Source organism: Tsukamurella sp. PLM1 (genome assembly GCF_023168325.1).
GTDB lineage: Bacteria > Actinomycetota > Actinomycetes > Mycobacteriales > Mycobacteriaceae > Tsukamurella.
Genome location: NZ_AP025688.1, coordinates 400,319 through 426,207, shown reverse-complemented (window position 1 = coordinate 426,207; position 25,889 = coordinate 400,319). Strand labels below are relative to the sequence as shown.

Sequence of the window (25,889 nt, the reverse complement as noted above, 5' to 3'; positions counted from 1 at the left end):
AGCGGATCGAGTCGGCTCTGCGAGTCCGAGAACTCGGGCATGGGCGTGCGCCTCCAGGGGGGTCGTTCCAGTCCCGCCGCGCGGGTACCAGACTTCTCCCCGAAGGCTATGCCCGCGCCGCCCGCGCGGGCAATGCTGTGTGAGCTAGATCATCATTCCGGCTTGCGGCGCCGGCCGCCGCCCTGGGTGCGCTCGGTGTCGGCGTTCATCCGGGCGATCAGATCGGCGACGGTGTTGCCGGACGTGTGTTGCCCGGCGACGTGCTCGTGCTGGTCGGGCTGCGCCTGCGGCTGCTGCTGCTGCGACGGCGCCTCGGGCTCGACGCGGCCCGGTGCGTACTGCTGGCGCGGCTGGTCCTCTGGCGCTTGCTGCGGTGCGGCCTGCTGCGGCGAGTACTGCTGGAACTGCGAATACTGCTGCTGCGGCGCGTCCGCGGTGTACCGCCGCGGCGGGAACGGCGGGCGGTAACCCGACTGCGGCGCCATCGGGACGAACGGCTCATCGGCCCCGGTGTCCAGCTGTGCGGCGTCCACGTGCTCGACGTCGACCGGTTGCGCGTCGGGACCCGCCGGCTCCGCAGGCGCGGGCGGCACGTCGGTGACCACGTGGAACACCGTGGTCGGCGACTCGTCCTGCCCCGACCCGGCGGGTGCCGTTCCGGGCCCGCCGGGCGCCGCGGCGGGGGCGGTGGCGGGCACCGCGCCCGGGCCGGCTGGCACCGTCGCCTCCGGGACCGTGACGTCGGGCTCCTCGGCGACCGAGGCGGCGCCGTAGTAGTCGTCCACCTCGGAGCTCTGGTCGGGAACCCGGGCGAAGTCCTGCTGCGCGCGGAACTGGTCGTCGGCCACGAAGTCGGCCTTGGCGCGCTGCGCGTCGATCGCGCGCTGCTCGGCCGCGGCGTACAGCTCGGAGTAGGACGGCCCCAGATCGCGACCCAGCAGTTCCTCGAGGTTGGCGCGCAGCGCGAGCACCTCGGACTTGAGGGCGGTCAGTTCCTCGTTCGCCTCGTCGCGGACCTCCGCGCGGATGTCGCGCTCCACCTGGAGCTCGTACTCGCGGCGGGCGCTGATCTCGCGCTCGAGCTGCAGCTCGTAGACGGTCTTGAGGCCGCTCTCCTTGGACTCCGCCGCGCGCAGGTCGCGGGTGTACCGCGCGATCAGGAACGCCGCGATCACCAGGCCCCACACCAGCAGGATCAGCGCCACCAGGCCCCACCTGCGATCGTCCGAGAACACCCACATACCCGTACCCGCTACGGCGAGCACGATCACCACGCCCAGCATCCACTGACCGGCGCCGCCGCTCGACCGGCGCGGGACACGCTTCCGTGAATTCGGGATCGTGGGTTGCGTCATGACCGTGACCTTACCGTTCACCTCCGATCGAGGTGCTCAGGCTGGCGAGGTGTCGGCCGGCTGTTCCTCGGGATCGTCGGGGGTGCGACAGCAACGTTCCAGCCACAGCGCCGCAGCGAGGAGGAGGGCCGCGCCCACCAGCCCGATCCACGCGCCCGGACGATCCGCGCGCGCGGCGTCCAGATCGTTGCCCAGCGTGTAGAGGAAGGTCAGGGTGCCGCCGAAGAATCCGAGCGCCACTGCCCCGAGGTACGCGGACGCCTTCGCCAGCGCGACCGCGCGCGCCACCGCGATCGGATGAATCCGTCCGGGCCCCAGCCCCACGTCGCCGCTGCCCAGCCGCGACCGCACGAGCTGCGCGATGTACAGGTCGGCCGCGGCGATGCCGTAGAGCAGGGCTCCGGCCCAGATCGGGATGATCGGCGCGACCACGTTGGCGGCGATGAGGTACACGCCGATGCCGATACCCACGGCGATCGCGACGAGCTCGACCCAGCCCGTCGCGCGGACCGTCGGCCCTCCCGGTTCCTCCGGCCCCGGGCCGCGCTCGGCCCCGCTCACAGCCGCGTCACCGCCGCGACCTCCCCGGCCGGCAGGTCACCGAGCAATGCGTCGACGGCGCCGTGCCCCGGCAGCTGCGCCGACGGGTCGGCGTCGAGCCACGGGACCAGCACGAACGCGCGCTGGTGCGCGCGCGGTGCGGCAGGGTGAGTTCAGGATCGCCGGACCGGACGGGCCGATCGCCGTCCCAGACCGCGATCACGTCGACGTCCAGGGTGCGCGGGCCCCAGCGGACATCGCGGACGCGCTGCGCCGCCGCCTCCTGCTCGCGGCAGAACGTGAGCCACCCGGCCGCGTCCCGGCCGGGGTCGTCGGCCAGCACCGTCGCGTTGACGAAGTCGTCCTGTTCCACCCCGCCCCAGGGCGGCGTCCGGAACAACGCCGAGGAGCGCACCAGGGCCGGGCCGAGGGCGTCGACCGCGGTGCGGAGTGTTCCCGCCGCGTCCCCCAGGTTCGCGCCGAACGACAGTACGGCCCTGGTCACGGCGTGCTCCGCGCGCCGGACCTCGAGCGCCGGGCGATCACCGCGACGTCCGCGAAGGTCAACGGAATCGGCGCCGCCGGCTTGTGCACGGTGACCTCGACGGCGTACACCTTCTCGTCAGCGGCGATGTCGTCGGCGATCTCCGCGGCCACCGTCTCGATGAGGTTGCGCGGCTCGCCCGCGATGATGTCGTGCGCCCGCTGGGCGAGCGCGCCGTAATCGACGGTGTCGTTCAAGTCGTCGGAGGCCGCCGCGGGCCGCGAGTCGACCCACAGCACCAGGTCGACGACGAACTCCTGGCCGTCGCGGCGTTCGTGTTCGAAGACGCCGTGGTGGCCGCGCACCCGCAGGCCCTTCAGTTCGATCCGGTCCGCCATGTCAGGCTCCGTCCTGGGTCGCAGTCGTGGTCGGGGCGGCGCCGCGCTGCCAGGCGGCGGTCACGGCGATCGCGTCCGCGGTCGACCGCACGTCGTGCACCCGGACGCCCCACACTCCGGCCTGCGCGGCGAGCGCCGACACCGCCGCCGTGGCGACCTCGCGGCCGGCGGGCTCGCGGCCGCCGAGCAGTTCGCCGAGGAAGCGCTTGCGCGAGGCGCCCACCAGCACCCGGAATCCGGTGTCCTGCAACACGTCGAGCCGATGCAGCAGCGCCCAGTTGTGGTCCGCGTTCTTGGCGAACCCGAGGCCCGGGTCCAGCACGATGCGCTCGGGCGCGATGCCCGCCGCGATCGCGGCGTCGGCCTGGTGCAGCAGTTCGTCACGCACCTGGAGGACCACGTCGTCGTAGTCGGTGATCTCATGGTGGATATCGGCCCAGGCGGGGCCGGGCGCGCCCTGCGCGGGCCGCCAGTGCATGAGGATCCATGGGGCCGTCGAGTCGGCGACCACCGTCGTCATTCCCGGGTCGGCGCGGCCGCCGGAGACGTCGTTGACGATCGCGGCGCCCGCAGCGAGCGCCGCGGCGGCGACGGACGCACGCATGGTGTCGACCGAGACCGCGATCCCCTCCTCCGCGAGCGCGGAGATCACGGGGACCACGCGGTCGCGCTCGAGTTCCGCGGGCACGCGGTGCGCGCCGGGACGGGTGGACTCGCCGCCCACGTCGACGATCGCCGCCCCGTCGGCGACGAGCTCCCGGGCCCGGGCGACGGCCGCGCCCGGCTCCAGGTATCGCCCGCCGTCGGAGAACGAGTCAGCGGTGACGTTCACGACGCCCATGATGAGCGTGCGCCCCGACGCCCCGGTCACCGGCGCAGGATCAGCTCGAGCGCCTCGGCGCGCGAGGTCGCACTGTCTTTGAACGCGCCCCGCACCGCGGAGGTGGTGGTGCTCGCGCCCGGCTTGCGGATGCCGCGCATCGCCATGCACAGGTGCTCGGCCTCGATCACCACGATCACGCCGCGCGGATCGAGCTTGCGGACCAGTGCGTCGGCGATCTGCGCCGTGAGCCGCTCCTGCACCTGGGGACGCTTGGCGTACAGGTCCACGACCCGCGCCAGCTTGCTCAACCCGGTCACCCGCCCGCTCTCGCCCGGCAGGTAGCCGACGTGCGCGACGCCGTGGAACGAGACCAGGTGGTGCTCGCAGGTGGAGTACATCGGGATGTCCTTGACCAGCACCAGCTCGTCGTGGTCCTCCCCGAACGTGGTGTCCAGCACCTCGTCCGGGTCGACATGCAGCCCGCCGAAGACCTCCGCGAACGCCCGCGCGACGCGCTCGGGCGTCTTCTGCAGGCCCTCGCGCTCGGTGTCCTCGCCGACGGCGGCGAGCAACTCACGCACGGCCGCGACCGCGCGCTCGTGATCGAACGGGGCGATCGCGGCCCCGTCTCCGTGCGCCATCAGCTCTCACTCGACGGTGCCGAGCCGGACTGCTCCCCGCTCTGCTGGCCGGGCGTCTGGGGCGCCTGGCCCTGCTGAGGCTGCGGGGGCTGGCCGTGCTGCTGCGGCTGGCCCTGCTGCGACTGGCCCTGTTGCGGCTGGCCCTGCGGAGGCCATCCGGGCGCGGACCAGCCGGCCGGGGCACCGTAGTCCGGACGGCTCCCCGCCGGCGCCTGCTGGCCCGGCTGCCCGTACTGCGGGGGCTGGGTCGGGTACTGCGGGCCCGGGTAGGGCTGCTGCTGGCCGCCCCACTGGTAACCGGGCCGGCCGTAGCCGGGCTGGGGCTGCTCGCCCTGCTGCCCGTAGCCCGACGGTGCGCCGCCCGCCGGGACCGGCCACTGCTGCCCGGCCGGAACGCCCCACTGGCCGTTCTGGCCGTACTCCCCGGACCGACCGTTCTGCGCGGAGGCCAGCGCCGCCTGCTCCTGCTCGGCCCTGCGGCGCTCCGCCTCCTCGTCGACGGGCGGCCAGGGCTCGCCCTTCTCGATCGCGATCTCCTTGGGCGTCTTGATCGGGGGCTTGTTCGACGGGGTCCGGCTGCCGAAATCATCGAACTGCGTGATGCGCGGCCGCTTCTCGACGGATTCGAAGATGCGCTCGAGGTCCTTGCGGACCAGCGTCTCCTTCTCCAGCAGCTCGCCGGCCAGCACGTCGAGCACGTCGCGGTACTCGGTCAGGATGGCCCACGCCTCGGTGTGCGCGGCCTCGATGAGCGAGCGCACCTCCTCGTCGATCTGCGCCGCGACCGCGTCGGAGTACTGCGCGCCGCCGCCCATGCCGCGGCCCAGGAACGGGTCGCCCTCGTCCTGGCCGTACTTGACGGCGCCGAGCCGAGCGCTCATGCCGTACTCGGTAACCATCGCGCGGGCGATCTTGGTCGCCTGGTCGATGTCGCTCGACGCGCCCGTGGTGGGCTCGGCGAACACCAGCTCCTCCGCCGCGCGGCCGCCCATCGCGAAGATCAGCCGGCCGATCATCTCGTTACGGGTGTACATGCCCTTGTCGTTCTCGGGCACCGCCAGCGCGTGGCCGCCGGTGCGGCCGCGGGCGAGGACGGTGACCTTGTAGACAGGGTCCAGGCCCTCCGTCGCCCAGGCGGCGAGCGTGTGGCCGCCCTCGTGGTACGCGGTGACCTTCTTCTCGTGCTCCGAGATGATCCGGTTCTTGCGGCGCGGGCCGCCCACGACCCGGTCCACGGCCTCCTCGAGCGTGGGCGCCGTGATGACGGAGCCGTTCTCGCGCGCGGTGAGCAGCGCGGCCTCGTTGATGACGTTCGCGAGGTCGGCACCGGACATGCCGGGCGTGCGCTTGGCCAGGCCGTCGAGGTCGGCGTCGGGCGCCAGCGGCTTGCCCTGCGCGTGCACGTTGAGGATCGCCTTGCGGCCCGCCATGTCCGGGTTGGACACGGGGATCTGCCGGTCGAAGCGTCCCGGGCGCAGCAGCGCCGGATCGAGGATGTCGGGCCGGTTGGTGGCCGCGATCAGGATGATCCCCTGGCGGTCGCCGAAGCCGTCCATCTCGACGAGCAGCTGGTTGAGGGTCTGCTCGCGCTCATCGTGGCCGCCGCCGAGGCCGGCGCCGCGCTGGCGGCCGACGGCGTCGATCTCGTCGACGAAGATGATGCAGGGGCTGTTCTCCTTCGCCTGCTCGAACAGGTCACGCACGCGGGACGCGCCGACGCCCACGAACATCTCGACGAAATCCGAGCCGGAGATCGTGAAGAAGGGGACGCCCGCCTCACCCGCGACGGCACGGGCGAGCAGCGTCTTACCCGTTCCGGGCGGGCCGAACAGCAGCACGCCCTTGGGGATCTTGGCGCCCAGCGCCTGGTACCGCGCCGGGTTCTGCAGGAAGTCCTTGATCTCGTAGAGCTCCTCGACCGCCTCATCCGCGCCTGCGACGTCCGCGAACGTGGTCTTCGGCATGTCCTTGGTGAGCTGTTTGGCCTTGCTCTTGCCGAAGCCCATGACGCCGCCGCGACCGCCGCCCTGCATGCGGTTCATCAGGAAGAAGAACAGGCCCACGAGCAGCAGGATCGGCAGCAGCGTGAACAGCAGCATCGAGATGATCGGCGAGTCCGAGGTCACGTTGGTCGTGTAGTTCTCGAGCGGCTTGCCGTCCGGCGTCTTCGCGTCCTGGATCTCGCCGAGGATGTCGCGCGAGGTGCCCGCGGGGTACTTCGCGAACACCTTCTTGTCCTCGGTGCCGGCGATCGGCTTCTCGAGCGTCACCCGCAGGGTCTGTTCGCGGTCGTCGATCTGGACGTCGGTGACGTTGCCCGTCTGGAGCTGCGTGATCACCGCGCCCGTGGAGACCGGCTTGTAGTCCTTGTTGCTGCCGCCGACCATCGTGAAGGCCCAGACCAGCAGCACGAAGCCGGCGATGATCGCCAGTGTGCGGATCAGTGATTTCCGTTTCATATCGCTTCGCCTCGCGGCTCGTCAGCCCTTCTCTGCGGCGCGCGCGGCGGGCCGCGCGGGGTCGACTTCCCAGGTTACCGTGCAGCGCGCGGGCACCGCCCGCGGCGTCGCTGCGCCCAGAGCGAACACGGGCGAGCCGAGGGGCGTACCTCACTCCACCAGCCGTACAGAACATGAATAGCCGCAGGCAGAACCCCGCCTCACTCGTCTAACCTGGCCTTATTCATCATCTGTAAGCTCGGCGGAAACACGGCCACTTCTCGCGCCCACCCGTTCGGCCTGATCGTGGCGCGAGGTGGTGGTACCCCAATCCACCAGCCATACAGAATGTGAATAACCGCTGACCGAACCCAGATACACGCTCTCGACCAGGACTTATTCACATTCTGAATAGCTCCGCAGAAATACACGTACCCCTCGCGGCCCCGCCCCTTCGTGCCCACCGCGCTGACCTGCACAGTCATTGCGAGCGCAACGAAACCGCTGCGTGGAGCGGACGCTCGACATACAGTCCGCGCATGTCCGAGATCGACCGCTTCCGGCTGGTGCTCATCGTGGCGCGGGCGCACAGCATCAGTGCGGCGGCATCGATCACGGGGCTGTCGCAGCCCACCATCACGCGGGCGGTCAAGGCGACGGAGCAGTTGGTGGGGTACCCGCTGTTCCGGCGCACCTCGGACGGCTGCGTCCCCACCGGCGACGCACCGGCGGCCTTCGCGCTGATGGAGTCGATCCTCGCCGACTACGACGCGCTCGCCGACCTCGACGCCGCGCACCTGACGCCCCTGCGTTTCGCATTCCGTGAAGGCGCGCTGCCCACCGCGCTCGACAGCACCGTCGCCCGATGGAACCGGGAGAAGCTCGCCCCGGCGAAGCTCGTCATGTGCGACGACCCGATCGCGATGCTCCAGGCCGGCAACGTCGAGTTCGCCGTCGCCGCGTACGACGGACCTTTCCCGGACGGACTCGACCACCGGCCGATCCGGATCATCCGCGACGATCGCATCGACCTCGTGCACGTCGCGCCACCGACGCCCGCCGTCGCCGAGTTCCTCCGCTCCTACTACTGAGTGCCCGCGCCTGAAGATCCCGCGCGCGGTGGCTTCGCGGCTACACCTCGATCTTCGCGGCCAGCGCGAGCAGGTCGGCCTCGCCACCGGGCCGGGCGATCAGCTGCACGCCCTCGCCGAGGAAGGGCACCGTCATCGCCGGCCAGCCGACGAGGTTCCACAGGCTCGGGTACGGCGCGTACGCGAGGCTCGGGACGGCGCTCGCCGCCCACGGGAGGGCGGCGTACCGTCGGGCCCGCGCAGGGCGACGGGCGAGCGCGGGGTGACCAGCACGTCGATCCCCTCGTGGGCGAAGAACCGGGCGAGCCCGGACTCGATGCGCGCGGCGTCGGCCGGCCGCACCAGCCCGCGCCGCGCGACCACCCGCCCCACGGCCGCGTGCCGCCGGGTGCGGGCCTGCAGGAGCGCGGGGTCTGCGCCGCGCGCCACGATGTCGTCGGCGTCGGTGGCCGCGAAGGCGAACCAGCGGGTGAGCAGCGGCAGCGGCGTCGCCGGGTACGGCACCCGCACGTCGCGGACGGCGTGCCCGCCCGCGGCCAGGCGCTCGGCGGCGCTCCGCACCGCCGTCACGATCCCTCGCGAGGTGAACGTCAGAGCCGTCGGCCGGTTGAGCCCGAGGCCCACGCGGAGCCCGGCACCGTCGCCGATCTCCGCGAACTCGGGCCGCCCGGCCAGGACCGACAGCGCCAGTGCCGCGTCCTCGACGGTGCGCGTCAGGGGCCCGTTCTCGGCCATGCCGGACCAGCTGTTGGGCCCCAGCTGCGCTGGAACCACCCCGCGCCCCGGCTTGATCGCGACGATCCCCGTGCACGCCGCAGGACCACGCAGCGAGCCCAGCCCGTCGTTGCCCTGCGCGAGCGCGACGTGGCCCGCGGCGACCACGGCGGCGCTGCCGCCGGAACTCCCGCCGGGGGTGCGCCCCGGGCGGTGCACGTTCTGCACCGGCCCTGACTCGTCATCGGTCATCGCCCACAGGCACAATTCGGGCACGCGCGTCAGGCCGATCACCACCGCGCCCGCTGCCCGCAGCCGCTTCACCACGGGGTGATCGTGCTGCTCCACCGGCAGTCCCGCGCCGCAGGCCTCCGACACCCCGTCGAGCACCCGGTAGCCGGACACGGCGACGTTGTCCTTGATCGCGACGGGCACGCCCGCGAGCGGCAGCGCGTACCGGTCCGGGCGCGCGTCCACGGCGGCGGCCTCGGCGAGCGCCTCCTCGGGGCGGAGCACACGCCAGCCGTTGACCTCGTCGTCACCGACGCGAGCCAGCGCGTCGCGGACTGCGTCGACGGCCGTCAGCCGGCCCGATCGCACCCGTTCGGCGGTGGCCGCGGCGGTGAGCAGCGTCATTCGCTGTAGACCTTGGGCTCCAGGATGCCGATGTACGGCAGGTCCCGGTAGCGCTCGGCGAAGTCGAGGCCGTAGCCGACGACGAACTCGTTGGGGATGTCGAAGCCGACCCACTTGACGTCCACGTCCACGCGCACCGCGTCGGGCTTGCGCAACAGGGTCACGACCTCGAGCGAGCGCGGGTTGCGGGTCGCGAGGTTGCGCAGCAGCCAGCTCAGGGTGAGGCCCGAGTCGATGATGTCCTCGACGATCAGCACATCGCGGCCCGCGATGTCGCGGTCGAGGTCCTTGAGGATCCGCACCACGCCGGAGCTCGACGTCGACGAGCCGTAGCTGGAGACGGCCATGAACTCCAGTTGCGTGGGCACCGGCAGCGCCCGCGCCAGGTCGGTCACGAACATGACCGCGCCCTTGAGCACCGTGATCAGCAGGAGGTCGGAGTCGCCCTCCCGGGAGCTGTAGCGCTCCGCGATCTCGGCGGCGAGCTCGGCCGTCCGCTCCCTGATCTGTTCCTCGGTCAGCACCACCGAGGCGATGTCGTCCGCGTACAAGTCACCGGTCCCGTTCACCACGCTCTCAGAATGCCACCTGTGCGGTGGACCTGCAGCCGCCGCCCCGCCGATCCGCCCGGGACGGCGGCAGGACCCTGGCCGTGCCAGTCGCTGACCAGGGCGTCCACCGCGGCGAGGTGCTTGGCCGTCAGCGCCCTCGCCCCGCGTTCGGCGAGCCAGGATCGCAGCGTCCGAAGCCGCAGGGCCGCAGGGAGTTCCGCGAGTTCCTCCACCGCCAGCTCGGGGCCCGACGGGGCCGGCGCCAGCGCGTCGAGCGCCTCGTTGTCCGTGCGCAGCGAGGCCGCGGTGCGCGCCAGCGACTCCGCGACGCCACCGCCGAGCACCTCTTCGAGCAGGGGCAGCACCTCGGTGCGCAGCCGCACCCGGGTGAACCTGGGGTCGACGTTGTGGGGGTCCTCCCACGGCGCGAGCCCCAGCTCGGCGCACGCGGCGCGGGTCTCGGCCCGCCGCACGCCCAGCAGCGGGCGCCCGTACGGCGCCGCCCACGCCGTCATGCCGGCGAGCGAACGGGCTCCGCTCCCCGCCCCAACCCCAGCAGCACCGTCTCCGCCTGGTCGTCGAGGGTGTGCCCGAGCAGCACCGGCGCCCCGTCCCGCGCGGCGTCGAGCGCGGCGTACCGGGCGGTGCGGGCGGCCGCCTCGGGCCCGCCGGCACCGTCGACGACGACGGGCAGGACCGTGGCCGCCCGCGCACCGAGGTCCCGCGCCGTTGCGGCGGCCCGCGCGGCCACCTCGGACGCGCCGTCCTGCAGCCCGTGGTCGACCACGAGCGCCACGGCGTCGATCCCCTCGGCGAGTACGCCGGTCAGCAGCGCGAGCGAGTCCGCGCCCCCCGACAGGGCGACGGCCACCGTCGGCGCGGGGCCGTGCGCCGCGTGCCACGCCCGCACGGCCTGCCGGACGCGCAGCGCCGCAGGGCCCGGCCGGTTCACGGCCGCACGTCGCCCAGCACGCGGGCCACCCAGCGGCCCGGATCGTCGAGCTCTTCTGGCAACGGCAGCGTCTCGGGGCCGGACCACACGGCGTTGAACCGCTCCATCCCGACCTGCGCGACCACCGCGTCCACGAACTTCTTGCCACGCACGTACTGCGCGATCTTCGCGTCCATGCCCAGCAGGACGCGAAGCAACCTCTGGATCGGGTTCGACGGTGCCGCCCGCCTCCGGTCGAAGGCGGCCCGGATGCTCCCGACCGTGGGGATCACCGCCGGACCGACCGCGTCCATCACATGGTCGGCGTGGCCCTCCAGCAGCGTGCCGAGCATGAGTAGCCGCTCGATCGCGGCGAACTGCTCCGGCGGCGCGGCGATCTGAAGCACGCCGATGATCCCGCTGTGCCGCCCGTCGCCGGACAGCCCGCGGGTGACCCGCTCCAGCAGATCGCCCACCGAGCCCGCGCCGCCGGTGTTCGTGAGCGCGGAGACGTTCTCGCGCATGTACTCCCGCAGCCACGGATTGGCGCCGAACTGCACGCGGTGCGTCACCTCGTGCAGGCACACCCACATGCGGAAGTCGTCCGGTCGCAGCTTCAGCGCCCGCTCGACCGTCAGCACGTTGGGCACCACGAGCAGCAGCTCGCCGCCCTCGACGCCGAACGGGTCGTACTGTCCCAGTACCGATCCCGCGACCAGGCCGAGCATCGACCCCGCCTGCAGGCCGGCCAGTCGCGCCCCCAGGCCGGGACGCCCGGCGTCGTCGGCCTCGACGAGCGCCTCCATCGAGCGCGCCGCGGCCGACACCCACTCCCGGCGGTCCACGGCGCGGGCGGGCGGCACGGCGCCGGGCGTGTGCAACCCCGTGACGCCGCGGACGTGCTCCTCCGCGGCGGCGGCGAACTGCAGCAGCTGTTCCGACGCGCGGTCCCGGGTGTAGGCGGTGGTCGCCGGCCCGCTGCCCAGGACCCCGACGACGCGCCTGCCGGCACCGGCGGCGAGCGCCCAGTCCACCTGTGCGCGTGTGCTCTTCGGGTCGGCCATAGTCAGCGGCACCCGCAGCCGCGGAGCGCGGCGGTCACGGCGTCCATGGCGGGGCGCGCCACGTCGACCGGGGTGCCGGAGGACATGAGCGTGAAGGTGAGGACGGCACCGTCGCGCCCGGTGACGTAACCGGCCAGCGTGGAGACACCCGACAGGCTACCGGTCTTCGCGCGCACGTAGCCCGCGCCGAGCCGGTTAGCGGTCACGTAGCGGTCGGCGAGGGTGCCGGTCGCGGCCGCGACCGGAAGCAGGTCGAGGAGGGGACGCAGCTGTGGTTTCGCGCTCCCGGCCGCGGCCGTGACGATGCCGTCGAGCACCGCCGCGGGGATGCGGTTGAGGTTCGACAGGCCGCTGGAGTCGGACAGTTCCACGCCGGTGAGGTCGAACCCGGCGTCGCGCAGGGCGGCCTCGACGGCGCGGACGGCACCGTCGAACGAGGCGGGCCGGCCGGTGGCGATGGCCACCTCGCGGCCGATGGTCTCGGCGAGCACGTTGTCGGAGTGGACGAGCGCGTCGTGCAGGCGGGTGCTGAGCGGAGCGCTCCGGACCGCCGCGAGCTGCGCGGCGCCCTGCGGCGCCGTCCCCGCGGCGACCGCGGTGGCGGGCACGCCGAGCGCTGCGGCGAGGTCCTGGCCCGCGGCGAGCGCCGGGTCGGGGACGCGGGGCGAGTAGTCCTCGGCCGGGCGGACGCGACCGGAGTCGACGATCAACGACTGGATCGGCGTGATGTCGCCGCCGGCGATGTCGGCCCGCTCCCAGCCGCGGGCGAAGTCGGTCCCGGTGAACAGCGAGACGTCCACCAGGATCCGGTCGACCGGAGTCCCGGCGCGCTTGAGCTGCGCCGCGAGGTCGGCGATCGCCGGCGCGTCGGTGAAGATCGAGGACGTCCCCGAGCGGAGGGTGGGATCGCCCGCGCCCACGAGGACCACCTCGCCGGGCCGCGAGCCCGCGACGACGGTGGTGCTCAGCCGCTTATCGGCGGGCAGCGTGAGCAGCGCGGCCGCGGCGGTGAGCACCTTCGTGGTCGAGGCCGGGGTGCGCGGGCGCTGCGCGTCGCGCTGCCAGAGCACGGTGCCGGTACCCGCGTCGGCGATGACGCCGGTGAGGTCACCGAGGTCGGGATTGCGCAGTGCCGCGGCGATCTGGGCGTTCACGCCCGCCGAGCTGGGGGCGACGGTGCCGCTCACCGCGGCGATCGCGGGGCTGTACGCGGGCTCCGCCGGGCGCGGCGGCACGGTGGCCGCGAGGTCCTGGCGATCGCGGTACACGCCGTAACCGAGCGTGGCCGCCACGGCGCCCACGACGACCACCGCCAGCACGATCACGGTGATCGCGAGGCGCGTCAGGGTTCGTCGGATCCGTGAGCGTGGCACCGTACCACCCTAACCGCAGTGCGACACGGGTATCCTCAGCGTGCATGGTTGACGTGAGCGAAGGGAAACAATGAGCGTCGAATTCGAGGTCACCGTCGAGATCGCCAAGGGCTCGCGGAACAAGTACGAGGTGGACCACAAGACGGGCCGTCTCAAGCTGGACCGCTACCTGTACACGTCGTTCGGGTACCCCACCGACTACGGCTACATCGAGGACACCCTGGGCGAGGACGGCGATCCGCTCGACGCGCTGGTCCTGCTCCAGGAATCGGTGATCCCAGGCGCGCTCGTGGACTGCCGCGCCATCGGCATGTTCAAGATGGAGGACGAGAAGGGCGGCGACGACAAGGTGCTCGTTGTGCCCGCGGGCGACCCGCGCTGGGACTCGGTCCAGGACATCGCCGACATCGACAAGTTCGAGCTCGACGCCATCGAGCACTTCTTCGTGCACTACAAGGACCTCGAGCCCGGCAAGTTCGTCAAGGGCTCGTCGTGGGTGGGCAAGAAGGAGGCCGAGGAGGAGATCGCCCGGTCGATCGCCCGCGCCGAGACCGCCGGTTCCGAGGCGCACTAGCGGTCCACCCGCACCAGGAGCGCGCACAAGAGCGGCGGCGAGGGTCTCCTCGCCGCCGCTCTTCGCCGTTCGGTACGGGTTACAGCTTGGCCGCGACCCGGCGGATCAGGTCCTCGAAGACCGCCCGGTCGACCTTCCCGTCGGCGCCGGGGTTCGCGTTCACCATGGCGGTGACGCCGCCCTTGGCGAAGTACGCCGACGTCGCGACCGCCGTCCGGTCGCCGGTCTTACGGCTGATCTCGAACACGAATCCCGTGGCCCCGTCGGTCCCGGACGGCAGGTCCGCGCGGACGGTGGTCTGCTGGAGCGAGCCGCCGAAGGTGACGGTGGCGCACTCCCCGTTCCGGCGGCCTCGAACACCGCCGGCTTCACATCGCCGGGGAGCAGCGTGACGCCGTACAGCACCGTCTGCCCCTTTGCGACCGTCTGCTGCACGCCGGACTTGACCGTCTCGGCCACCTCCTGTTGCGCCGCGACGTTCTTGTCCTTGCACGCCGCGGGTTCGATCGCGCTGTCCTGCACCTGCTGCACCGACTGCAGCGCGGTCATCAGGGCGTTCTCCGACTCGACGGTGCTCACCGTCAGTCCCGCGGGCAGGTCCTGCTGGGTCAGCCCCTTCGCCTCGTCCACGGGTGCCGGCGGGGTGCTCGACGATGCCGCCTCCTCGCCTCCCCCGCCGCAGGCGGCGAGCACGAGACCGGCTGCCGCGGGAACCGCGGCGATCGCGGCACGGCGGCGGAGGGAACGAGTCTGAACAGTGCGGCGCAACGGCTTCTCCTGCCGATCGGTGGGCGAAATCGCTTAGACCTTACCGAATCCCCGCAGAAACGACATCGCGAAGCGGTCGTAACCGCCGTCCCCGATGGCCTCGCGCGCAGCCGACGCGAGCGACGTGAAGAAGTGCTCGTTATGCAGGGCGCACAGCGTGACCGCGAGCCCCTCGTTCGCCACGAACAGGTGATGGACGTACGCCCTGGTGAACTCGTCCGCCCGGTTGACGGTGCCGCGCCGCTCGGCCCCGGGGTCGAGGGGGCGGAAGTCCGCGCGGAGCGCCGGGTCGGTCAGGTCCAGCATCCCCGCCGCGGTGAACACCGTGCCCTCCGCCGCCAGGCGTACGGCACCGGCGCCGTCGACGAGGTCGACGCCCGCGGCCACCGCGGCCAGCAGGTCGGCCGGTGTGTCCACCTGCGCCACGTACCGCGGCCGGTCGCCGTCCAGGGCCTCGACGCCGGCCCGCAGGGCCTCCCCGTCGCGGGAGGGAACGACGCCCTCGAGCCGGTACCCGCCGAGGCCGAGGCCGCCCTCACGGCGGTCGCCCTCGGCGAGGCGGCACAGCCCACGGGCGGCGGACCGTCGGGCCTCGGGATCCGCGCCGCCCGTGACCACGCCCCACAGGGACACGGCGTCGTGCCGGTCGGCGGTCTGCCACGCGTGCTCCGCCAGGGCGCGCCGCGCCCAGCGCTCGGTGCGGGCCGGGTCGGCCGGATCGGCTGGGGCGAAAGCGATGTCGGCGCCCAGACGGTGCGCCACGCGCACCACCTCCTCGGGCTCCCAGTGGTGCGGAGACCCGTCGAGCCGGCCGCGGAAGGCGATGCCCTCGTCGGTGATCCGGGTCTTGCGCTGCGCCGCGATCGCGGCGATCCCGGTGTCGCCCACGACGGGCGCGGGCCAGGCCATCGCGGCGCCCAGCCCGCCCGCGCCCTCGATCACGGCGGGTCCGGGCTGCAGGTACATCTCGTGCAGGTCGACGGTGAGCGCCTGCGCACCCAGGCGGGTCAGCTCGGCCGGCGTGAGCCCGGCGACGGCACCGCGGCTCGCCACCGGAACGTAGGCGGGCGTGGCGATCTCGCCGCGCGGGGTGGTGAGTCGGCCCGCTCGCGCGGCGGAGGAGCCCTGGCGCTCGACGGTGAAGCCCGTGGGGTCGACGGTGCCCGACGCCCGCAGCCGCGTGTGCCCCGCGATCGCGCGGTACCCCGTGCGCAGTTCGGCGAGTTCGGCCGCGAGCGCAGCGTTCTCAGCGCGCAGCTCGTCGATCTCGGCGCGGGACGTCGGAGGGATCGCACCTGCGGTGGGCACGGTCTCGGGTGCGCTCGCGGGCTCGGTTTCGGGCTCGGTCATGTCACCAGTCTGCTCGATGCGGTCAGTGTCAGGGTTCTCGCATCAATGACAACGCCTGCTCGAACTGGTCGAGCGCGCGGTTGCCCAGGGCGACGAACTGGTCGATCTCCTCGTCGGTCCACTCGGCCAGCAATGGGCGCAGCCGCTCGTTGCGCTGCGCGCGGATGTGCGCCACCTTCTCGCGCCCCGCCTCGGTGGCGGCGACGAGCGCGGCGCGCCGGTCGGACGGATCCGGGGTGCGGTCGGCGTAGCCCAGGTTCGTCAGGGTGCTGACGTAGCGGCTCGCGGTGGAGGGGTCGGTGTGGATCCGCTCCGCGAGCACGGACGAGCGCATCGGGCCGTCCTTCTCCAGGGCGAACAGGGCCGCATAGGCGGCGAGCTCCACGCCGTCCGGCGCCACGACGTTGCGGGTGATCGCGGCGTGCCGCTCCTTGAGGCGGGTGAGTTCCACGATCACGCCGACGATGCCCTCGACTCGCTTCGCCCGTTCCTCATCCATCGCCACGCCTCCGCTGACACACCCCGGCGGCGCCGGGAACCTCGAACTACGTGCAGTATACAACTATCTGGGGGCGAAGCGATTCGGGCGCACCGCCCGATCAGGCATTCGTGCGCACGATCCGGGCTCCGGTCAGCGCCACCAGCGCATCGAAATCGGTGCGAAAGATCGTGTCGTGGGTGCCCGCCGCGGCGTACAGGTCCGGGTAGTCGCGCAGCGACTCGTCGATCACGGTGACCACCGGTGCCGGGTGGCCCACCGGCGAGACGCCGCCGATCACCTGCCCGGTCGCCGCGAGCACGTCCTCAGGCTGCGCGCGCGAGATCCGCTCGCGCCCGATCCGTTCCGCGAGGCCGGCGGTGTCCACGCGGTGCCGCCCGCTGGAGAGCACGAGGAGCGGCGCACCGTCGGCCAGGAAGACGAGGCTGTTCGCGATCGCGCCCACCTCGCAGCCCAGTGCCGCGGCCGCCTCGGCGGCCGTGCGGGCACCGTCGGGCACGTGCCGCACGGTGTCGGGATGACCGGCCGCGGCGAGGGCGGCGCGGACGGCTTCGGTGCGGGGCGAGTACGGCGCGGTCACGCCCCAGTATGACGGTGCCTACGCGGCGAGCAGGGTGGTGATCAGGTCCTTGGTGCGCGCGCCGCCCACGGGCCGCAGGACCACCGCGTCGGCGACCTCGGCGGCGTAGACGTCCTCGATCAGGGACTTCAGCCCTGACGGGGTGCCGATGTAGATGATGCCCTGCGGCGCGGCGCCGTTCGGGGCGTAGCTGGCGCGGGCGTCCGCGGCCCGCTCGTCGATCACGACGTCGACCTCGAGCGCGACCGCGCCCGGCTCCCGCCCGGCGCGCTCGGCCTCGGCACGCAGGTAGCCGCGCTCCCGCTGCGCGAGGCGCAGGTCGGCGGCGCGAACCCGGGTCAGGTGCACGGACTCGGGCTCACCGTCGACGGTGACCACCAGTGCGGGGCGGGAGACGGTCATGGGATCCTCCGGATTCACTTCGCTCGTGCGGACAGGTCTTCGAGGGCGCGCGCCAGGCGGCGCACGTCGTTCTCGCTCGTGCCGAGGCCGATGCTCGCGCGGACGGCGCCGTCGTAGCACCCCAATCGGTGAACGACGGGGTGGGCGCAGAACTTCCCGTCGCGCACGCCGATCCCGTGCTCGGACGAGAGGAACTCGGCGACCTCGCGGGGCGTGCGGCCGTCGACGGTGAACGCGACGATGCCCACCCGCTCGGTGGAGTCGGCCCAGATCTTCAGCGTGCGGACCTCGTCGACACCCTCGAGCGAGCGCAGCAGCAGGTCGGTGAGGAACCGCTCGTGGCGGGCGATGGCGTCCTCGCCGAGGCGCTCGATGGCCTCGCACGCGGCGGCGATCGCGACGGCGCCCAGGACGTTCGGCGAGCCGGCCTCGTGCCGCGCGGGCCCGGTGTGCCAGGCCACCTCGACGGACTTCGAGACGGGCGTGCCGATCACCTCGTAACTGGCGCCGCCGCCGCAGCGGACGGGCTCGGCCTCGTCGAACCAGTCGGCGCGGCCCACGAGCACGCCTGAGCCGAAGGGCGCGTACAGCTTGTGTCCGGAGAAGGCGAGGTAGTCGACGCCGCTCTCGCGCAGGGAGATCCGACGGTGCGGCACCAGCTGGGCACCGTCGACCGCGATCCGGGCACCGTGCCGGTGCGCGAGCGCGGCGAGCCGGCGGATGGGCAGCACCTCACCCGTGACGTTGGAGGCGCCGGTCACGCTGACCAGGGCGGCGGGACGCGCGCTCAGCTCCTTCTCGAGCACCTCGAGCGTGCCCTCGATCGACAGCGGCGCGGAGATCACGCGGGCGCCGATCCGCTTCCACGGCAGCAGGTTCGCGTGGTGCTCGCAATCGAGGACCACGACCTCGCCGGGCACGCAGCCCGCCAGCAGATTGATCGAGTCGGTGGTGTTGCCGGTGAAGATGACGTGGTCGTCGGCGCGGGCGCCCACGAACTCGGCGACGACCTCGCGGGCGCGCTCGTAGCGGGAGGTGGAGCGCTGCGAGAGGTGGCCGGCGCCGCGGTGCACGCTCGCGTACTCGGCGAGCGCCTCCTGCACGGCGTGCTGCACCTCGACGAGAGCGGGCGCGCTGGCGGCGTAGTCGAAGTTGGCGTAGCGGACCGTCGCGCCGTCGCTGAGCGGGGCGTACTCGTCGGCACCGGTGACCGCGGCGAGGGGGCCCAGCGAGAGCGGCGTGCTGCGGACGGCGGTGACGGGCGACGTGACGGTCGGGGTGAGGCAGACGGCGGTGCGCTCGGCGATGGTGATGCTCATGAGAGATGTCCTTCAACGGTTGAGGACGCACGACACCGCCCGAGCAGTGCCGCGAATCCGCGCTTGCCGCACCCTTCCGATGCGGCCAGGTCGTCACCCGGAGCACCCCACCGCGGAGGAGGGTTGCCGACCAGCGAGCCGGGGCTTGTCACTGGCACTCATGACCTGATCCGAGAATGCCCTGTCGCGCGACCCGGCGTCAAGGTTCGAATCACGACGACGCCAAACCTGCTCGGAGTAGATTCGCGGGCATGACCGAGTGGACGTACCTGATGGACATGGACGGAGTGCTCGTCCACGAGGAGCACCTCATCCCCGGCGCCGACGCCTTCATCGCGGAGCTGACGGCCGCGGGGACGCCGTTCATGGTGTTGACCAACAACTCGACGCGCACGCCGCGCGACCTGCGCGCCCGCCTGGTCGCCACCGGCCTCGACATCCCCGAGGCGCGGATCTGGACATCGGCGCTCGCTACCGCGAAGTTCCTGCAGGACCAGCGGCCGAACGGGACGGCGTACGTCGTGGGCGAGTCCGGGCTGACCACGGCCCTGCACGACGTGGGCTACGTGCTCACCGACAACGATCCCGATTACGTGGTGCTGGGCGAGACCCGCACGTACTCGTTCGAGGCCATCACCACCGCCATCCGGCTGATCGAGCGCGGCTCGCGGTTCATCGCCACGAACCCGGATCCGACGGGGCCGTCGCGCGACGGCCTGCTGCCGGCGACCGGCGCGGTGGCCGCCCTCATCCGCGAGGCCACGGGCCTCTCGCCGTACTACGTGGGCAAGCCGAACTCCCTCATGATGCGATCCGCCCTGCGCGCCCTCGGGGCGCACTCCGCGGACACCCTGATGATCGGTGACCGGATGGATACCGACATCGTCTGCGGCCTGGAGGCCGGCCTCCGCACCATCCTGGTGCTCACCGGCATCTCCACCCGCGAGTCCGTGACCGCCTATCCCTACCGGCCCACCCGCACGATCGACTCCGTCGCGGACCTCGTCGGTCACACGGAGGACCCGTTCCCCGGCTGAGGAATCCGCGGCCGAGGTATCCGTGCGACGAGCACGGCTCCGACGCCGATGAGCGCGACCAGGCCCGCCATGATCACGAACGCGACACCGTAGGCGGTCGCGGGCTCGGCCATACCCGCGGTCGCGGCGACGAGCACGGCCAATCCGATTCCACCACCGATCTGCTTGGCACAGTTCATGATTCCCGAGGCCGTGCCGGCCATCGAATCGGGGACGCCGGCGACGGTCATCGTGGTCAACGGCAGATTCATGACCCCGGCCCCCACCGCGATGAGGACGGCGGGGAGGAGGACCGCTGCGACATAGGACGATTCGGGTACCAGGAGACTCTGCCAGGCGAAGCCCGCGGCGAGGAGGAGTGAGCCGGTGGCCACGAGCACTGTTGCGCCGAATCGCCGGAGGAGGAGCGGCGTCCACCGCAGGCCCACGATCAGCTGGATGACGGTGTGCGGCAGGAACGCGAGGCCGGCGATCACGGGCGGATACCCCAGCAACACCTGCAGCTGGAGTGACAGGAAGAACCACATGGGCACCAGCGCCGCTCCGGCGAGCAGGATCCCGACGTTGCCCCAGCGCACCACCCGCCCCTTCAGCACACCGGCCGGGACCATCGGCAGCGGACTGCGGCGGTCACGACGGACGAAGGCGGCGAACAGGATCACCGCCGTCACGAGCGCCGCACCGCCGGCCGTCCAGCGCCGCTCGCCCGTCGCGCCGAGCCCGAACGCGGCGATCATGAGCGCCGTCGTCACCAGGGCCGCGGCGCCCACATCCAGGCGACCGCGCCGTGCGCGCGACCGCGCCGATCCGGCGGGCAACGAGGCGCGCCGCACCAGGGTCGAGGCGATCACGCCGAGCGGAACGTTCACCAGGAGCACCGACCGCCAGCCGAACACCTCCGTGAGCACGCCGCCGCACAGGTTGCCGGCCGTGCCGCCCGCGATGCTCATCGCGGTCCACCAGGCCAGCGCCCGCGTGCGCGCCTCCTCCTCGAAGGTGGTGGTGACCATTGCCAGCGCGGCGGGCGCGACGAACGCCGCGGCCAGCCCCTGGAGCGCACGCCCCGCGAGAAGGACCCCGGGCCGGGGGCCGCCCCGGCGACGACGCTCGCCGCGGTGAACAAAGCCATGCCACCGCCGAACGTCGTTCGCACACCGACCAGGTCCGCGAACCTGCCCCCGATCAGGAGGAAGCCGGCGAACGGCAGGGCGTAGGCCGTCACCACCCACTGCTGCCCGACGGTGCCGAGCCCCAGGTCGGCCCGGACGGCGGGCAGCGCGATGTTCACGACCGAGACGTCGAGCGTGATCATCAGCTGCGCGAGACAGGCCGCGGCGAGCACGCGTCCAGACATGACCCACCTTTCTACGTCACCTGTATCAAAACGATGTGATACGACTGTATCAACAAGGAGGTGGCGTTGCCGAGGTCCGTGGATCACGACGAACGACGAGCTCAGATCGCCGACGCGCTGGCCCGCGTCGCTGCGCGCGACGGCCTGCACGCGGTGTCGATGCGCTCGGTCGCGGCCGAGGCTGGAGTCTCGCTACGGCTCGTGCAGTACTACTTCACTAGCAAGCAACAGCTCCTCGTGGGCGCGCTCCGGCGGCTCGAGGAGCAATCGAACGAGCGGTGGCGCGAACGACTGTCCGCACTCGATGCACCGACGCCACGCGACGTGCTGGACGCATTCCTGCTCGAGGCGATTCCGACCGACGGGCCGAGCTACGCCTTCTACCGAGTTTCGTCAGCATTCGCGGCGCTGGCCATGACGAATCCAGCCCTCGCGGCCGAACCCCTGGCGGGTGGCGTCGGCCGACTGCGATCGAGCATCCACGAAGCCTTCCTCGAGGCCGACCGCCTCGGCCAGGTTGCACCTGGAGTGGATCTCGGCGTGGAGACCGACAGCCTCATCGCACTGTGCAACGGCCTGAGCACGGCGGTGGTGATCGGGCACCACACGCCCGAGCGCGCCGTCGAGGTCGCCCGCTACCACCTCGACCGCTCATTCTCGAGCGGACAGCTGTAGACGGAAACCGCGATGAACCCCTGGGAGAACATCACGGTTTCCGCCTACACGTGGGCGACTACTGCCCCTTGACGTTCACGATCTGCCGCAGCACGGCGCGGACCCTGACCAACTGCTCCGCGTCAGCGATGACGCGGTCGATGGGCTTGTAGGCCTGCGGGATCTCGTCGATGAAGTCGGCACTGTCGCGGAACTCGATGCCCGCCATGGCCTCCCGCAACTGCTCGTGCGTGAACGTCTTGCGCGCCGCGGACCGGGAGTACTCCTGCCCGCGCCGTGCGGCGAGCTGTTGAGCGACGGGGCGTAGCCCTTGCCCTCGACGATGTAGGACGCGGTGCCCATGGAGCCCGGGATGAGGCCGAGCTTGCCCTCGGTCGCCTCGATCGCGCCCTTCCTGGACACCCACACCTCCTTGCCGAAGTGCTTCTCACGCTTGGTGAAGTTGTGGTGGCAGTTGATCCGCTCCGCCTCGACGACACGTGTCCCCACCCACTCGCCGAGCTGGCGGATCACCCGGTCCATCATCTCCTCACGGTTGAGCAGCGCGAAGTGCTGCGCCCACGTCAGCTCGGCGATGTACCGGCGGAACTCGGGCGTCCTCTCCACGAGGTACGCGAGGTCCGGATCCGGCAGCTCGATCCACCACTGCTTGCAGAGGCGGGTAGCGACGGCGATGTGGTGCTGGGCGATCTTGTTGCCGACCCCACGGGAGCCGGAGTGCAAGAATGCCCAAACCCGCTGGTCGCTATCAATGCTTAGCTCTGCAAAGTGATTTCCTCCGCCTAGCGTGCCCAGCTGGAGCCTCCAGTTCCCCGCGTACTGGGCCGGGTCGAAATCGGCCCGCTCGGCGAGCGCCGTCAGCTCCGCGATCCTCGGCTCCGCCGTGGCCGCGACCTTCTTGTTGTAGCGGCCCGGCGAGAGCGGGATCGCCCGCTCGATGGCCTCGCGGACCGTCGCGCGGTCGTCGGGCAGGTCGGCCAGCGTGAACTGGGTGCGGACCGCGATCATCCCGCAGCCGATGTCGACGCCGACGGCCGCGGGGATCACGGCGCCGAGGCTCGGGATGACCGAACCGACGGTGGCCCCCTTGCCCAGGTGGGCGTCGGGCATCAACGCGATGTGCGGGTAGATGAACGGCAGCTTCGCCGTGGTGATCGCCTGCTCGCGGGTCTTCTCGTCCAAGATGGACGCCCACGAGACCAAGGACTTACTGATCTTCTCCATGTCTTTCTCGTCTCGATGTGGTGGTCACCGGTCCGAGAAGCCATGCGTGTGACGCATGGGCACCGGGCCGGCGGTGAAGCGACGGCCCGGGTTGCCGCAGGTTATGCGGGCACGCCGAACCGACGGCAGTAGCACTGCCGCAGCGATTCGGGAAACTTGCGCATATCCATGCACGGCAGCGTATTCGGACGCAACACTTCGGTCCATCGGATTTCCAGCGGCGTCCTTGGGAGACTGGTTTCATGCCGTTGCTCGAAGTGATCGCTCTGGATGCCCGGGACGCGGTCGCCGCGCAGGCGGGTGGGGCCGACCGGGTGGAGCTCGTGGCCGACATGGCGGCCGACGGGCTGAGCCCCTCCCCCGCCATCGTCGCCGAGGTCCGCGCCGCCGTGGACATCCCGGCGCGCGTGATGCTCCGGCTCGCCGACGGTTTCGCGCCCGGGAACCTGGGCGCGCTGGTACGGCGCACGGTCGAGTTGAAAGGCGCCGGGGCGCAGGAGTTCGTGCTCGGCTTCCTCACGTCCGCCGGGACCGTCGACCTGCTGGCGGTCACGCGCATCGTCGAGGAGATCGAGGGCGCGCCGTGGACGTTCCACCGCGCGATCGATCACGCGGCGGACCGGAAGGCGTTGCGCGAGGCTGTCGCCGGCCTCCCGAGCCTGGACACCTTCCTCACTGCGGGCGCGGCGACCGGTGTGGACGACGGCATCGACACCCTTACCGCGGAAAGAGATGCGCCGCAGCGGCTCCTGGTGGGCGGAGGGCTCCGCTTCGATCACCTGCCGCGGCTCACGGCAGCGGGGATCGACGCGTTCCACGCCGGCAGCGGGGTGCGCCACGGCGGCTGGGACACGCCGGTGGACGTCGACGCCGTCCGCCATTGGCGCGCGGCGATCGACGATCTGAGCGCGTGAGTGTGGTCGAAATCCCACGGATAGTGCAGGAAAACGACCGCATTCGCGGCAGCCGGCTCAGCCCAGGGCATGATCCAGATCGGCGATGAGGTCGTCGACGTTCTCCAGCCCCACGGACAGTCGCAGCATCGAATCGGTGAGCCCGATCTTCGCGCGACCCTCCGGCCCCGTCGCCCGATGCGTCGTGGTGGCCGGGTGCGTGATGAGCGACTTGGCGTCGCCGAAGTTGTTGGAGATGTCGATGACCTGCAGCCGGTTGAGGAACTCGAAGGCGCGCGCCTTGCCGGCGGCGGACTCCGAGTCCGCCAGCTCCAGCGTGATCACCGTGCCGCCGGCCTTCATCTGCGTCTTCGCAAGCTCGTACTGAGGGTGCGAGGGCAGGAACGGGAACAGCACCTTCGAGACGCGGGGATCGGCGTCGAGGAACTCCGCCACCTTCTGCGCGTTCGCGCTCACCCGCTCGGCCCGCAGGTCCAGGGTCTCGAGCGCCTTGAGCAGCACCCACGCGTTGAACGGCGCCATCGCCGGGCCCGTATGCCGCATCAGCTGCTTCACCGGGCCGTCGATGTACTCCGTCGTGCCCAGGATCGCGCCGCCCATCACGCGCCCCTGACCGTCCATGGTCTTGGTGGACGAGTGCACCACCACGTCGGCGCCCATACCGAACGAATCCTGGTATCCCACAGGGGTGAAGCCCGCGTCCAGGACGACCTTCGCACCGGCGTCGTGCGCCAGTGCGGACACGGCCCGCACATCCACCAGCCCCTGCATCGGGTTCGCGGGCGTCTCGAAGAAGACCGCCTGGGCGGGGACGCTGAGCGCCTCCTCCCACTGCGCGAGGTCCTCGCCGTCGACGAAGACGGTCTCGATACCCCAGCGCGGCAGGATCTCGTTGCACACGACGTAGCACGAGCCGAACAGTGAGCGGGCCGCCACGAGCCGGTCGCCGGCCTTGAGCAGCGCGCCGAGCGCGGTGAAGACCGCTGACATGCCGGAGGCGGTCGCGAAGCACGCCTCGGCGCCCTCCAGGAGGCGGAGGCGCTCCTGGAACATGGCCACCGTCGGGTTGCCGTAACGCGAGTACACGAACCGGTCGATGTCGCCGTTGAAGGCCGCCTCGGCGGCCTCGGCGCTCTCGTAGGTGTAGCCCGAGTTCAGGAACAGCGCCTCGGAGGTCTCCTCGTAGTTCGACCGCAGGACGCCGCCGCGCACGGCGTAGGTCTCGGGCCGCAGGCCGTCGGGCAGGGGCTGAACTCCGTCATGGCTTCAGCCTAGAACTGCCGCCAGGGCAGACCCTCGGCGCGCCAGCCCGCCACGCCGCGATGTCCGAATCCGTCGATCGGCCCCTCGAAGCCGTCGAGCACGTTGTAGGCGCGCCGCACGCCGGCGGCGGTGGCGGTCTCCGCGGCGCCGATCGAGCGGTGCCCGGACCGGCAGAGGAAGACCACCGGGGTCTCGTCGGTGACTCCCTTGGCGCGGAGCTCGTCGACGAACGTCGGGTTGAGCGCACCGTCGGGGTAGCGCTGCCACTCGACGAGCACGGGGTTGCGCCCGACCTGCGACAGCTCGGGGATGCCGACGTAGTTCCATTCGGCCTCGGTGCGGCAGTCCACGAGGATCGCCTGCGGGTCCTCCTGCAGGAGGTCCCAGCACTCGCGGGGGGTGAGGTCTCCGGCGTAGGTCACGAGCACTTCTTCCACTTGCCGTCCTCGCGGACGAACGTCGCCTGTTCGGTGCGCTCACCGGCCTTCTCGTACGTGACCGTGAGCTCGGCGGAGGCGGTGTCGCCGTGCACCGTGAGGTTCTTGACGTCGCCCTCGTCGAGTTTCGCCTCGCCCTCCCTATCGACGACGGCCTTGCGCGCATCGGCGAACCCGGCCTCCTGGGGGAAGTCGGCGGCCGCGCGGTCCTTGGCGCAGGTGTTCGCGACGTAATCGGCGTACCGGCCCTTGTTGAGGGCGCCGTAGTACTGGCCGATGGTCACCTGCACCTGCGCCGAATCGCTCAGCCGCTCCTCCGACGGGCGGATGGCGTTCCACGTGAGGATGCCGCCGATCGCCAACACCGCGATCACGAGGGCGATGAGGAACGGGGTCGCGGTGGTGCCGCGCCCGGGGCTCACGTCGCCGGGGCTCTTGTCTGCGCTCACTGAAG

At 71.9% G+C, this 25,889-nt stretch carries 26 protein-coding genes, 3 pseudogenes and 1 riboswitch; of the genes and pseudogenes, 5 read left to right on the top strand and 24 right to left on the bottom strand.

Translation table 11 applies throughout. The features are described 5' to 3' along the window. Window positions 1–152: 152 nt before the first annotated feature. The 7 genes and pseudogenes from MTP03_RS02155 to ftsH form a co-directional block, all read right to left on the bottom strand. Window positions 153–1,355 (bottom strand): DUF6779 domain-containing protein, encoded by a 1,203-nt coding sequence (locus MTP03_RS02155; protein WP_248490387.1) that lies wholly within the window; start codon window positions 1,353–1,355, stop codon window positions 153–155. A 36-nt stretch (window positions 1,356–1,391) separates the two neighbouring features. Next, complete coding sequence (locus MTP03_RS02150; protein ID WP_248490385.1) at window positions 1,392–1,916, bottom strand: DUF3180 domain-containing protein; 525 nt, start codon at window positions 1,914–1,916, stop codon at window positions 1,392–1,394. Further along, window positions 1,913–2,400 (bottom strand): annotated as a pseudogene (gene folK / locus MTP03_RS02145) (2-amino-4-hydroxy-6-hydroxymethyldihydropteridine diphosphokinase). The gene MTP03_RS02150 and the pseudogene folK overlap by 4 nt, the downstream one beginning before the upstream one ends. Continuing rightward, complete coding sequence (folB, locus tag MTP03_RS02140; protein ID WP_248490384.1) at window positions 2,397–2,777, bottom strand: dihydroneopterin aldolase; 381 nt, start codon at window positions 2,775–2,777, stop codon at window positions 2,397–2,399. Before folB ends, folK begins: the two are co-directional and overlap by 4 nt. A gap of 1 nt (window position 2,778) precedes the next feature. Continuing rightward, the gene (gene folP, locus MTP03_RS02135) at window positions 2,779–3,618 is read right to left on the bottom strand and encodes a dihydropteroate synthase (RefSeq protein WP_248492012.1); all 840 of its coding nucleotides are present in this window, start codon (window positions 3,616–3,618) and stop codon (window positions 2,779–2,781) included. A gap of 26 nt (window positions 3,619–3,644) precedes the next feature. Beyond that, on the bottom strand, window positions 3,645–4,241 hold the full coding sequence (gene folE / locus MTP03_RS02130; protein ID WP_248490383.1) for a GTP cyclohydrolase I FolE: 597 nt from the start codon (window positions 4,239–4,241) through the stop codon (window positions 3,645–3,647). Then, on the bottom strand, window positions 4,241–6,700 hold the full coding sequence (ftsH, locus tag MTP03_RS02125) for an ATP-dependent zinc metalloprotease FtsH (RefSeq protein WP_248490377.1): 2,460 nt from the start codon (window positions 6,698–6,700) through the stop codon (window positions 4,241–4,243). The genes folE and ftsH overlap by 1 nt, the downstream gene beginning before the upstream one ends. A 518-nt stretch (window positions 6,701–7,218) precedes the next feature. Here ftsH and MTP03_RS02120 point away from each other — a divergent pair. After that, a complete protein-coding gene (locus tag MTP03_RS02120) occupies window positions 7,219–7,770 on the top strand; it encodes a LysR family transcriptional regulator (RefSeq protein ID WP_248490376.1) in 552 nt (183 codons plus the stop codon). A gap of 132 nt (window positions 7,771–7,902) precedes the next feature. Here MTP03_RS02120 and MTP03_RS02115 read toward each other — a convergent pair whose 3' ends face one another. The 5 genes and pseudogenes from MTP03_RS02115 to dacB form a co-directional block, all read right to left on the bottom strand. Then, window positions 7,903–9,120: an amidase gene (locus MTP03_RS02115; protein ID WP_248490374.1), complete on the bottom strand. Its 1,218-nt coding sequence runs from the start codon at window positions 9,118–9,120 to the stop codon at window positions 7,903–7,905. Continuing rightward, the gene (hpt, locus tag MTP03_RS02110; RefSeq protein WP_371820947.1) at window positions 9,117–9,689 is read right to left on the bottom strand and encodes a hypoxanthine phosphoribosyltransferase; all 573 of its coding nucleotides are present in this window, start codon (window positions 9,687–9,689) and stop codon (window positions 9,117–9,119) included. Before hpt ends, MTP03_RS02115 begins: the two co-directional genes overlap by 4 nt. Next, window positions 9,686–10,623 (bottom strand): annotated as a pseudogene (gene tilS / locus MTP03_RS02105) (tRNA lysidine(34) synthetase TilS). The gene hpt and the pseudogene tilS overlap by 4 nt, the downstream one beginning before the upstream one ends. Then, window positions 10,620–11,678: a zinc-dependent metalloprotease gene (locus MTP03_RS02100; RefSeq protein ID WP_371820854.1), complete on the bottom strand. Its 1,059-nt coding sequence runs from the start codon at window positions 11,676–11,678 to the stop codon at window positions 10,620–10,622. The pseudogene tilS and the gene MTP03_RS02100 overlap by 4 nt, the downstream one beginning before the upstream one ends. Beyond that, window positions 11,669–13,039, bottom strand: coding sequence for a D-alanyl-D-alanine carboxypeptidase/D-alanyl-D-alanine-endopeptidase (dacB, locus tag MTP03_RS02095; protein WP_248490372.1), 1,371 nt, complete (start codon window positions 13,037–13,039; stop codon window positions 11,669–11,671). Before dacB ends, MTP03_RS02100 begins: the two co-directional genes overlap by 10 nt. 70 nt (window positions 13,040–13,109) lie before the next feature. Between dacB and MTP03_RS02090 the strand changes: the two genes are divergently transcribed. After that, window positions 13,110–13,613, top strand: coding sequence for an inorganic diphosphatase (locus MTP03_RS02090; RefSeq protein WP_248490367.1), 504 nt, complete (start codon window positions 13,110–13,112; stop codon window positions 13,611–13,613). Between the two features lie 159 nt (window positions 13,614–13,772). Here MTP03_RS02090 and MTP03_RS02085 read toward each other — a convergent pair whose 3' ends face one another. From MTP03_RS02085 to MTP03_RS02060, 6 genes are all read right to left on the bottom strand, one after another. Beyond that, window positions 13,773–14,381 carry a hypothetical protein gene (locus MTP03_RS02085; RefSeq protein WP_248490366.1) on the bottom strand — a complete coding sequence of 203 codons (609 nt, stop codon included), beginning with the start codon at window positions 14,379–14,381 and terminating at the stop codon, window positions 13,773–13,775. A gap of 33 nt (window positions 14,382–14,414) precedes the next feature. Then, window positions 14,415–15,731, bottom strand: coding sequence for a tRNA guanosine(34) transglycosylase Tgt (locus tag MTP03_RS02080; protein WP_248490365.1), 1,317 nt, complete (start codon window positions 15,729–15,731; stop codon window positions 14,415–14,417). A 28-nt stretch (window positions 15,732–15,759) separates the two neighbouring features. Then, window positions 15,760–16,230, bottom strand: coding sequence for a MarR family winged helix-turn-helix transcriptional regulator (locus MTP03_RS02075; RefSeq protein ID WP_248490364.1), 471 nt, complete (start codon window positions 16,228–16,230; stop codon window positions 15,760–15,762). Between the two features lie 100 nt (window positions 16,231–16,330). Then, window positions 16,331–16,810 (bottom strand): YbaK/EbsC family protein, encoded by a 480-nt coding sequence (locus MTP03_RS02070; RefSeq protein WP_248490362.1) that lies wholly within the window; start codon window positions 16,808–16,810, stop codon window positions 16,331–16,333. A gap of 18 nt (window positions 16,811–16,828) precedes the next feature. After that, window positions 16,829–17,212, bottom strand: coding sequence for a hypothetical protein (locus MTP03_RS02065; protein WP_248490361.1), 384 nt, complete (start codon window positions 17,210–17,212; stop codon window positions 16,829–16,831). A gap of 14 nt (window positions 17,213–17,226) precedes the next feature. Continuing rightward, window positions 17,227–18,531 (bottom strand): aminotransferase class V-fold PLP-dependent enzyme, encoded by a 1,305-nt coding sequence (locus tag MTP03_RS02060; RefSeq protein WP_248490360.1) that lies wholly within the window; start codon window positions 18,529–18,531, stop codon window positions 17,227–17,229. Window positions 18,532–18,585: 54 nt separating this feature from the next. Next, a riboswitch (SAM riboswitch) is annotated at window positions 18,586–18,697 on the bottom strand. A gap of 85 nt (window positions 18,698–18,782) precedes the next feature. Between MTP03_RS02060 and MTP03_RS02055 the strand changes: the two genes are divergently transcribed. Then, window positions 18,783–19,568 carry an HAD-IIA family hydrolase gene (locus MTP03_RS02055; RefSeq protein WP_248490359.1) on the top strand — a complete coding sequence of 262 codons (786 nt, stop codon included), beginning with the start codon at window positions 18,783–18,785 and terminating at the stop codon, window positions 19,566–19,568. Here the strand turns inward: MTP03_RS02055 and MTP03_RS02050 are convergent. Together MTP03_RS02050 and MTP03_RS22530 are read right to left on the bottom strand one after the other, a co-directional pair. Beyond that, a complete protein-coding gene (locus MTP03_RS02050) occupies window positions 19,541–20,614 on the bottom strand; it encodes an MFS transporter (protein ID WP_371821013.1) in 1,074 nt (357 codons plus the stop codon). The genes MTP03_RS02055 and MTP03_RS02050 overlap by 28 nt on opposite strands. Next, window positions 20,515–20,922, bottom strand: a complete 408-nt coding sequence (locus tag MTP03_RS22530; protein WP_256465208.1) for an MFS transporter — start codon at window positions 20,920–20,922, stop codon at window positions 20,515–20,517. The genes MTP03_RS02050 and MTP03_RS22530 overlap by 100 nt, the downstream gene beginning before the upstream one ends. A gap of 60 nt (window positions 20,923–20,982) precedes the next feature. Here MTP03_RS22530 and MTP03_RS02045 point away from each other — a divergent pair, with 60 nt between their 5' ends. After that, complete coding sequence (locus tag MTP03_RS02045; protein WP_371820853.1) at window positions 20,983–21,597, top strand: TetR/AcrR family transcriptional regulator; 615 nt, start codon at window positions 20,983–20,985, stop codon at window positions 21,595–21,597. Window positions 21,598–21,655: 58 nt separating this feature from the next. Here MTP03_RS02045 and MTP03_RS02040 read toward each other — a convergent pair. After that, window positions 21,656–22,821: pseudogene (locus MTP03_RS02040) on the bottom strand (RtcB family protein). Between the two features lie 242 nt (window positions 22,822–23,063). On the opposite strand from MTP03_RS02040, the gene MTP03_RS02035 reads away from it, so the two are divergent. Further along, window positions 23,064–23,735, top strand: a complete 672-nt coding sequence (locus MTP03_RS02035; protein WP_248490356.1) for a copper homeostasis protein CutC — start codon at window positions 23,064–23,066, stop codon at window positions 23,733–23,735. A gap of 57 nt (window positions 23,736–23,792) precedes the next feature. Here the strand turns inward: MTP03_RS02035 and MTP03_RS02030 are convergent, their stop codons facing one another. From MTP03_RS02030 to MTP03_RS02020, 3 genes are read right to left on the bottom strand one after another with little or no spacing between them, the layout of a single operon-like run. Continuing rightward, the gene (locus tag MTP03_RS02030) at window positions 23,793–24,947 is read right to left on the bottom strand and encodes an O-succinylhomoserine sulfhydrylase (protein WP_248490354.1); all 1,155 of its coding nucleotides are present in this window, start codon (window positions 24,945–24,947) and stop codon (window positions 23,793–23,795) included. Between the two features lie 59 nt (window positions 24,948–25,006). After that, window positions 25,007–25,420: a rhodanese-like domain-containing protein gene (locus tag MTP03_RS02025; protein ID WP_248490353.1), complete on the bottom strand. Its 414-nt coding sequence runs from the start codon at window positions 25,418–25,420 to the stop codon at window positions 25,007–25,009. Then, window positions 25,417–25,884, bottom strand: a complete 468-nt coding sequence (locus MTP03_RS02020; RefSeq protein ID WP_248490351.1) for a DUF4878 domain-containing protein — start codon at window positions 25,882–25,884, stop codon at window positions 25,417–25,419. Before MTP03_RS02020 ends, MTP03_RS02025 begins: the two co-directional genes overlap by 4 nt. Window positions 25,885–25,889 lie beyond the last annotated feature (5 nt).

Bases quoted from the DNA above. Each gene is read 5' to 3' on its own strand.
- MTP03_RS02120 (WP_248490376.1), top strand. From the start codon at position 7,219: ATGTCCGAGATCGACCGCTTCCGGCTGGTGCTCATCGTGGCGCGGGCG.
- MTP03_RS02065 (WP_248490361.1), bottom strand. From the start codon at position 17,212: ATGACCGTCTCCCGCCCCGCACTGGTGGTCACCGTCGACGGTGAGCCC.
- MTP03_RS02090 (WP_248490367.1), top strand. From the start codon at position 13,110: ATGAGCGTCGAATTCGAGGTCACCGTCGAGATCGCCAAGGGCTCGCGG.
- MTP03_RS02060 (WP_248490360.1), bottom strand. From the start codon at position 18,531: ATGAGCATCACCATCGCCGAGCGCACCGCCGTCTGCCTCACCCCGACC.
- ftsH (WP_248490377.1), bottom strand. From the start codon at position 6,700: ATGAAACGGAAATCACTGATCCGCACACTGGCGATCATCGCCGGCTTC.
- MTP03_RS02115 (WP_248490374.1), bottom strand. From the start codon at position 9,120: ATGACGCTGCTCACCGCCGCGGCCACCGCCGAACGGGTGCGATCGGGC.
- folB (WP_248490384.1), bottom strand. From the start codon at position 2,777: ATGGCGGACCGGATCGAACTGAAGGGCCTGCGGGTGCGCGGCCACCAC.
- MTP03_RS02055 (WP_248490359.1), top strand. From the start codon at position 18,783: ATGACCGAGTGGACGTACCTGATGGACATGGACGGAGTGCTCGTCCAC.
- folE (WP_248490383.1), bottom strand. From the start codon at position 4,241: ATGGCGCACGGAGACGGGGCCGCGATCGCCCCGTTCGATCACGAGCGC.
- MTP03_RS02155 (WP_248490387.1), bottom strand. From the start codon at position 1,355: ATGACGCAACCCACGATCCCGAATTCACGGAAGCGTGTCCCGCGCCGG.
- MTP03_RS02080 (WP_248490365.1), bottom strand. From the start codon at position 15,731: ATGACCGAGCCCGAAACCGAGCCCGCGAGCGCACCCGAGACCGTGCCC.
- MTP03_RS02075 (WP_248490364.1), bottom strand. From the start codon at position 16,230: ATGGATGAGGAACGGGCGAAGCGAGTCGAGGGCATCGTCGGCGTGATC.
- MTP03_RS22530 (WP_256465208.1), bottom strand. From the start codon at position 20,922: ATGTCTGGACGCGTGCTCGCCGCGGCCTGTCTCGCGCAGCTGATGATC.
- folP (WP_248492012.1), bottom strand. From the start codon at position 3,618: ATGGGCGTCGTGAACGTCACCGCTGACTCGTTCTCCGACGGCGGGCGA.
- MTP03_RS02035 (WP_248490356.1), top strand. From the start codon at position 23,064: ATGCCGTTGCTCGAAGTGATCGCTCTGGATGCCCGGGACGCGGTCGCC.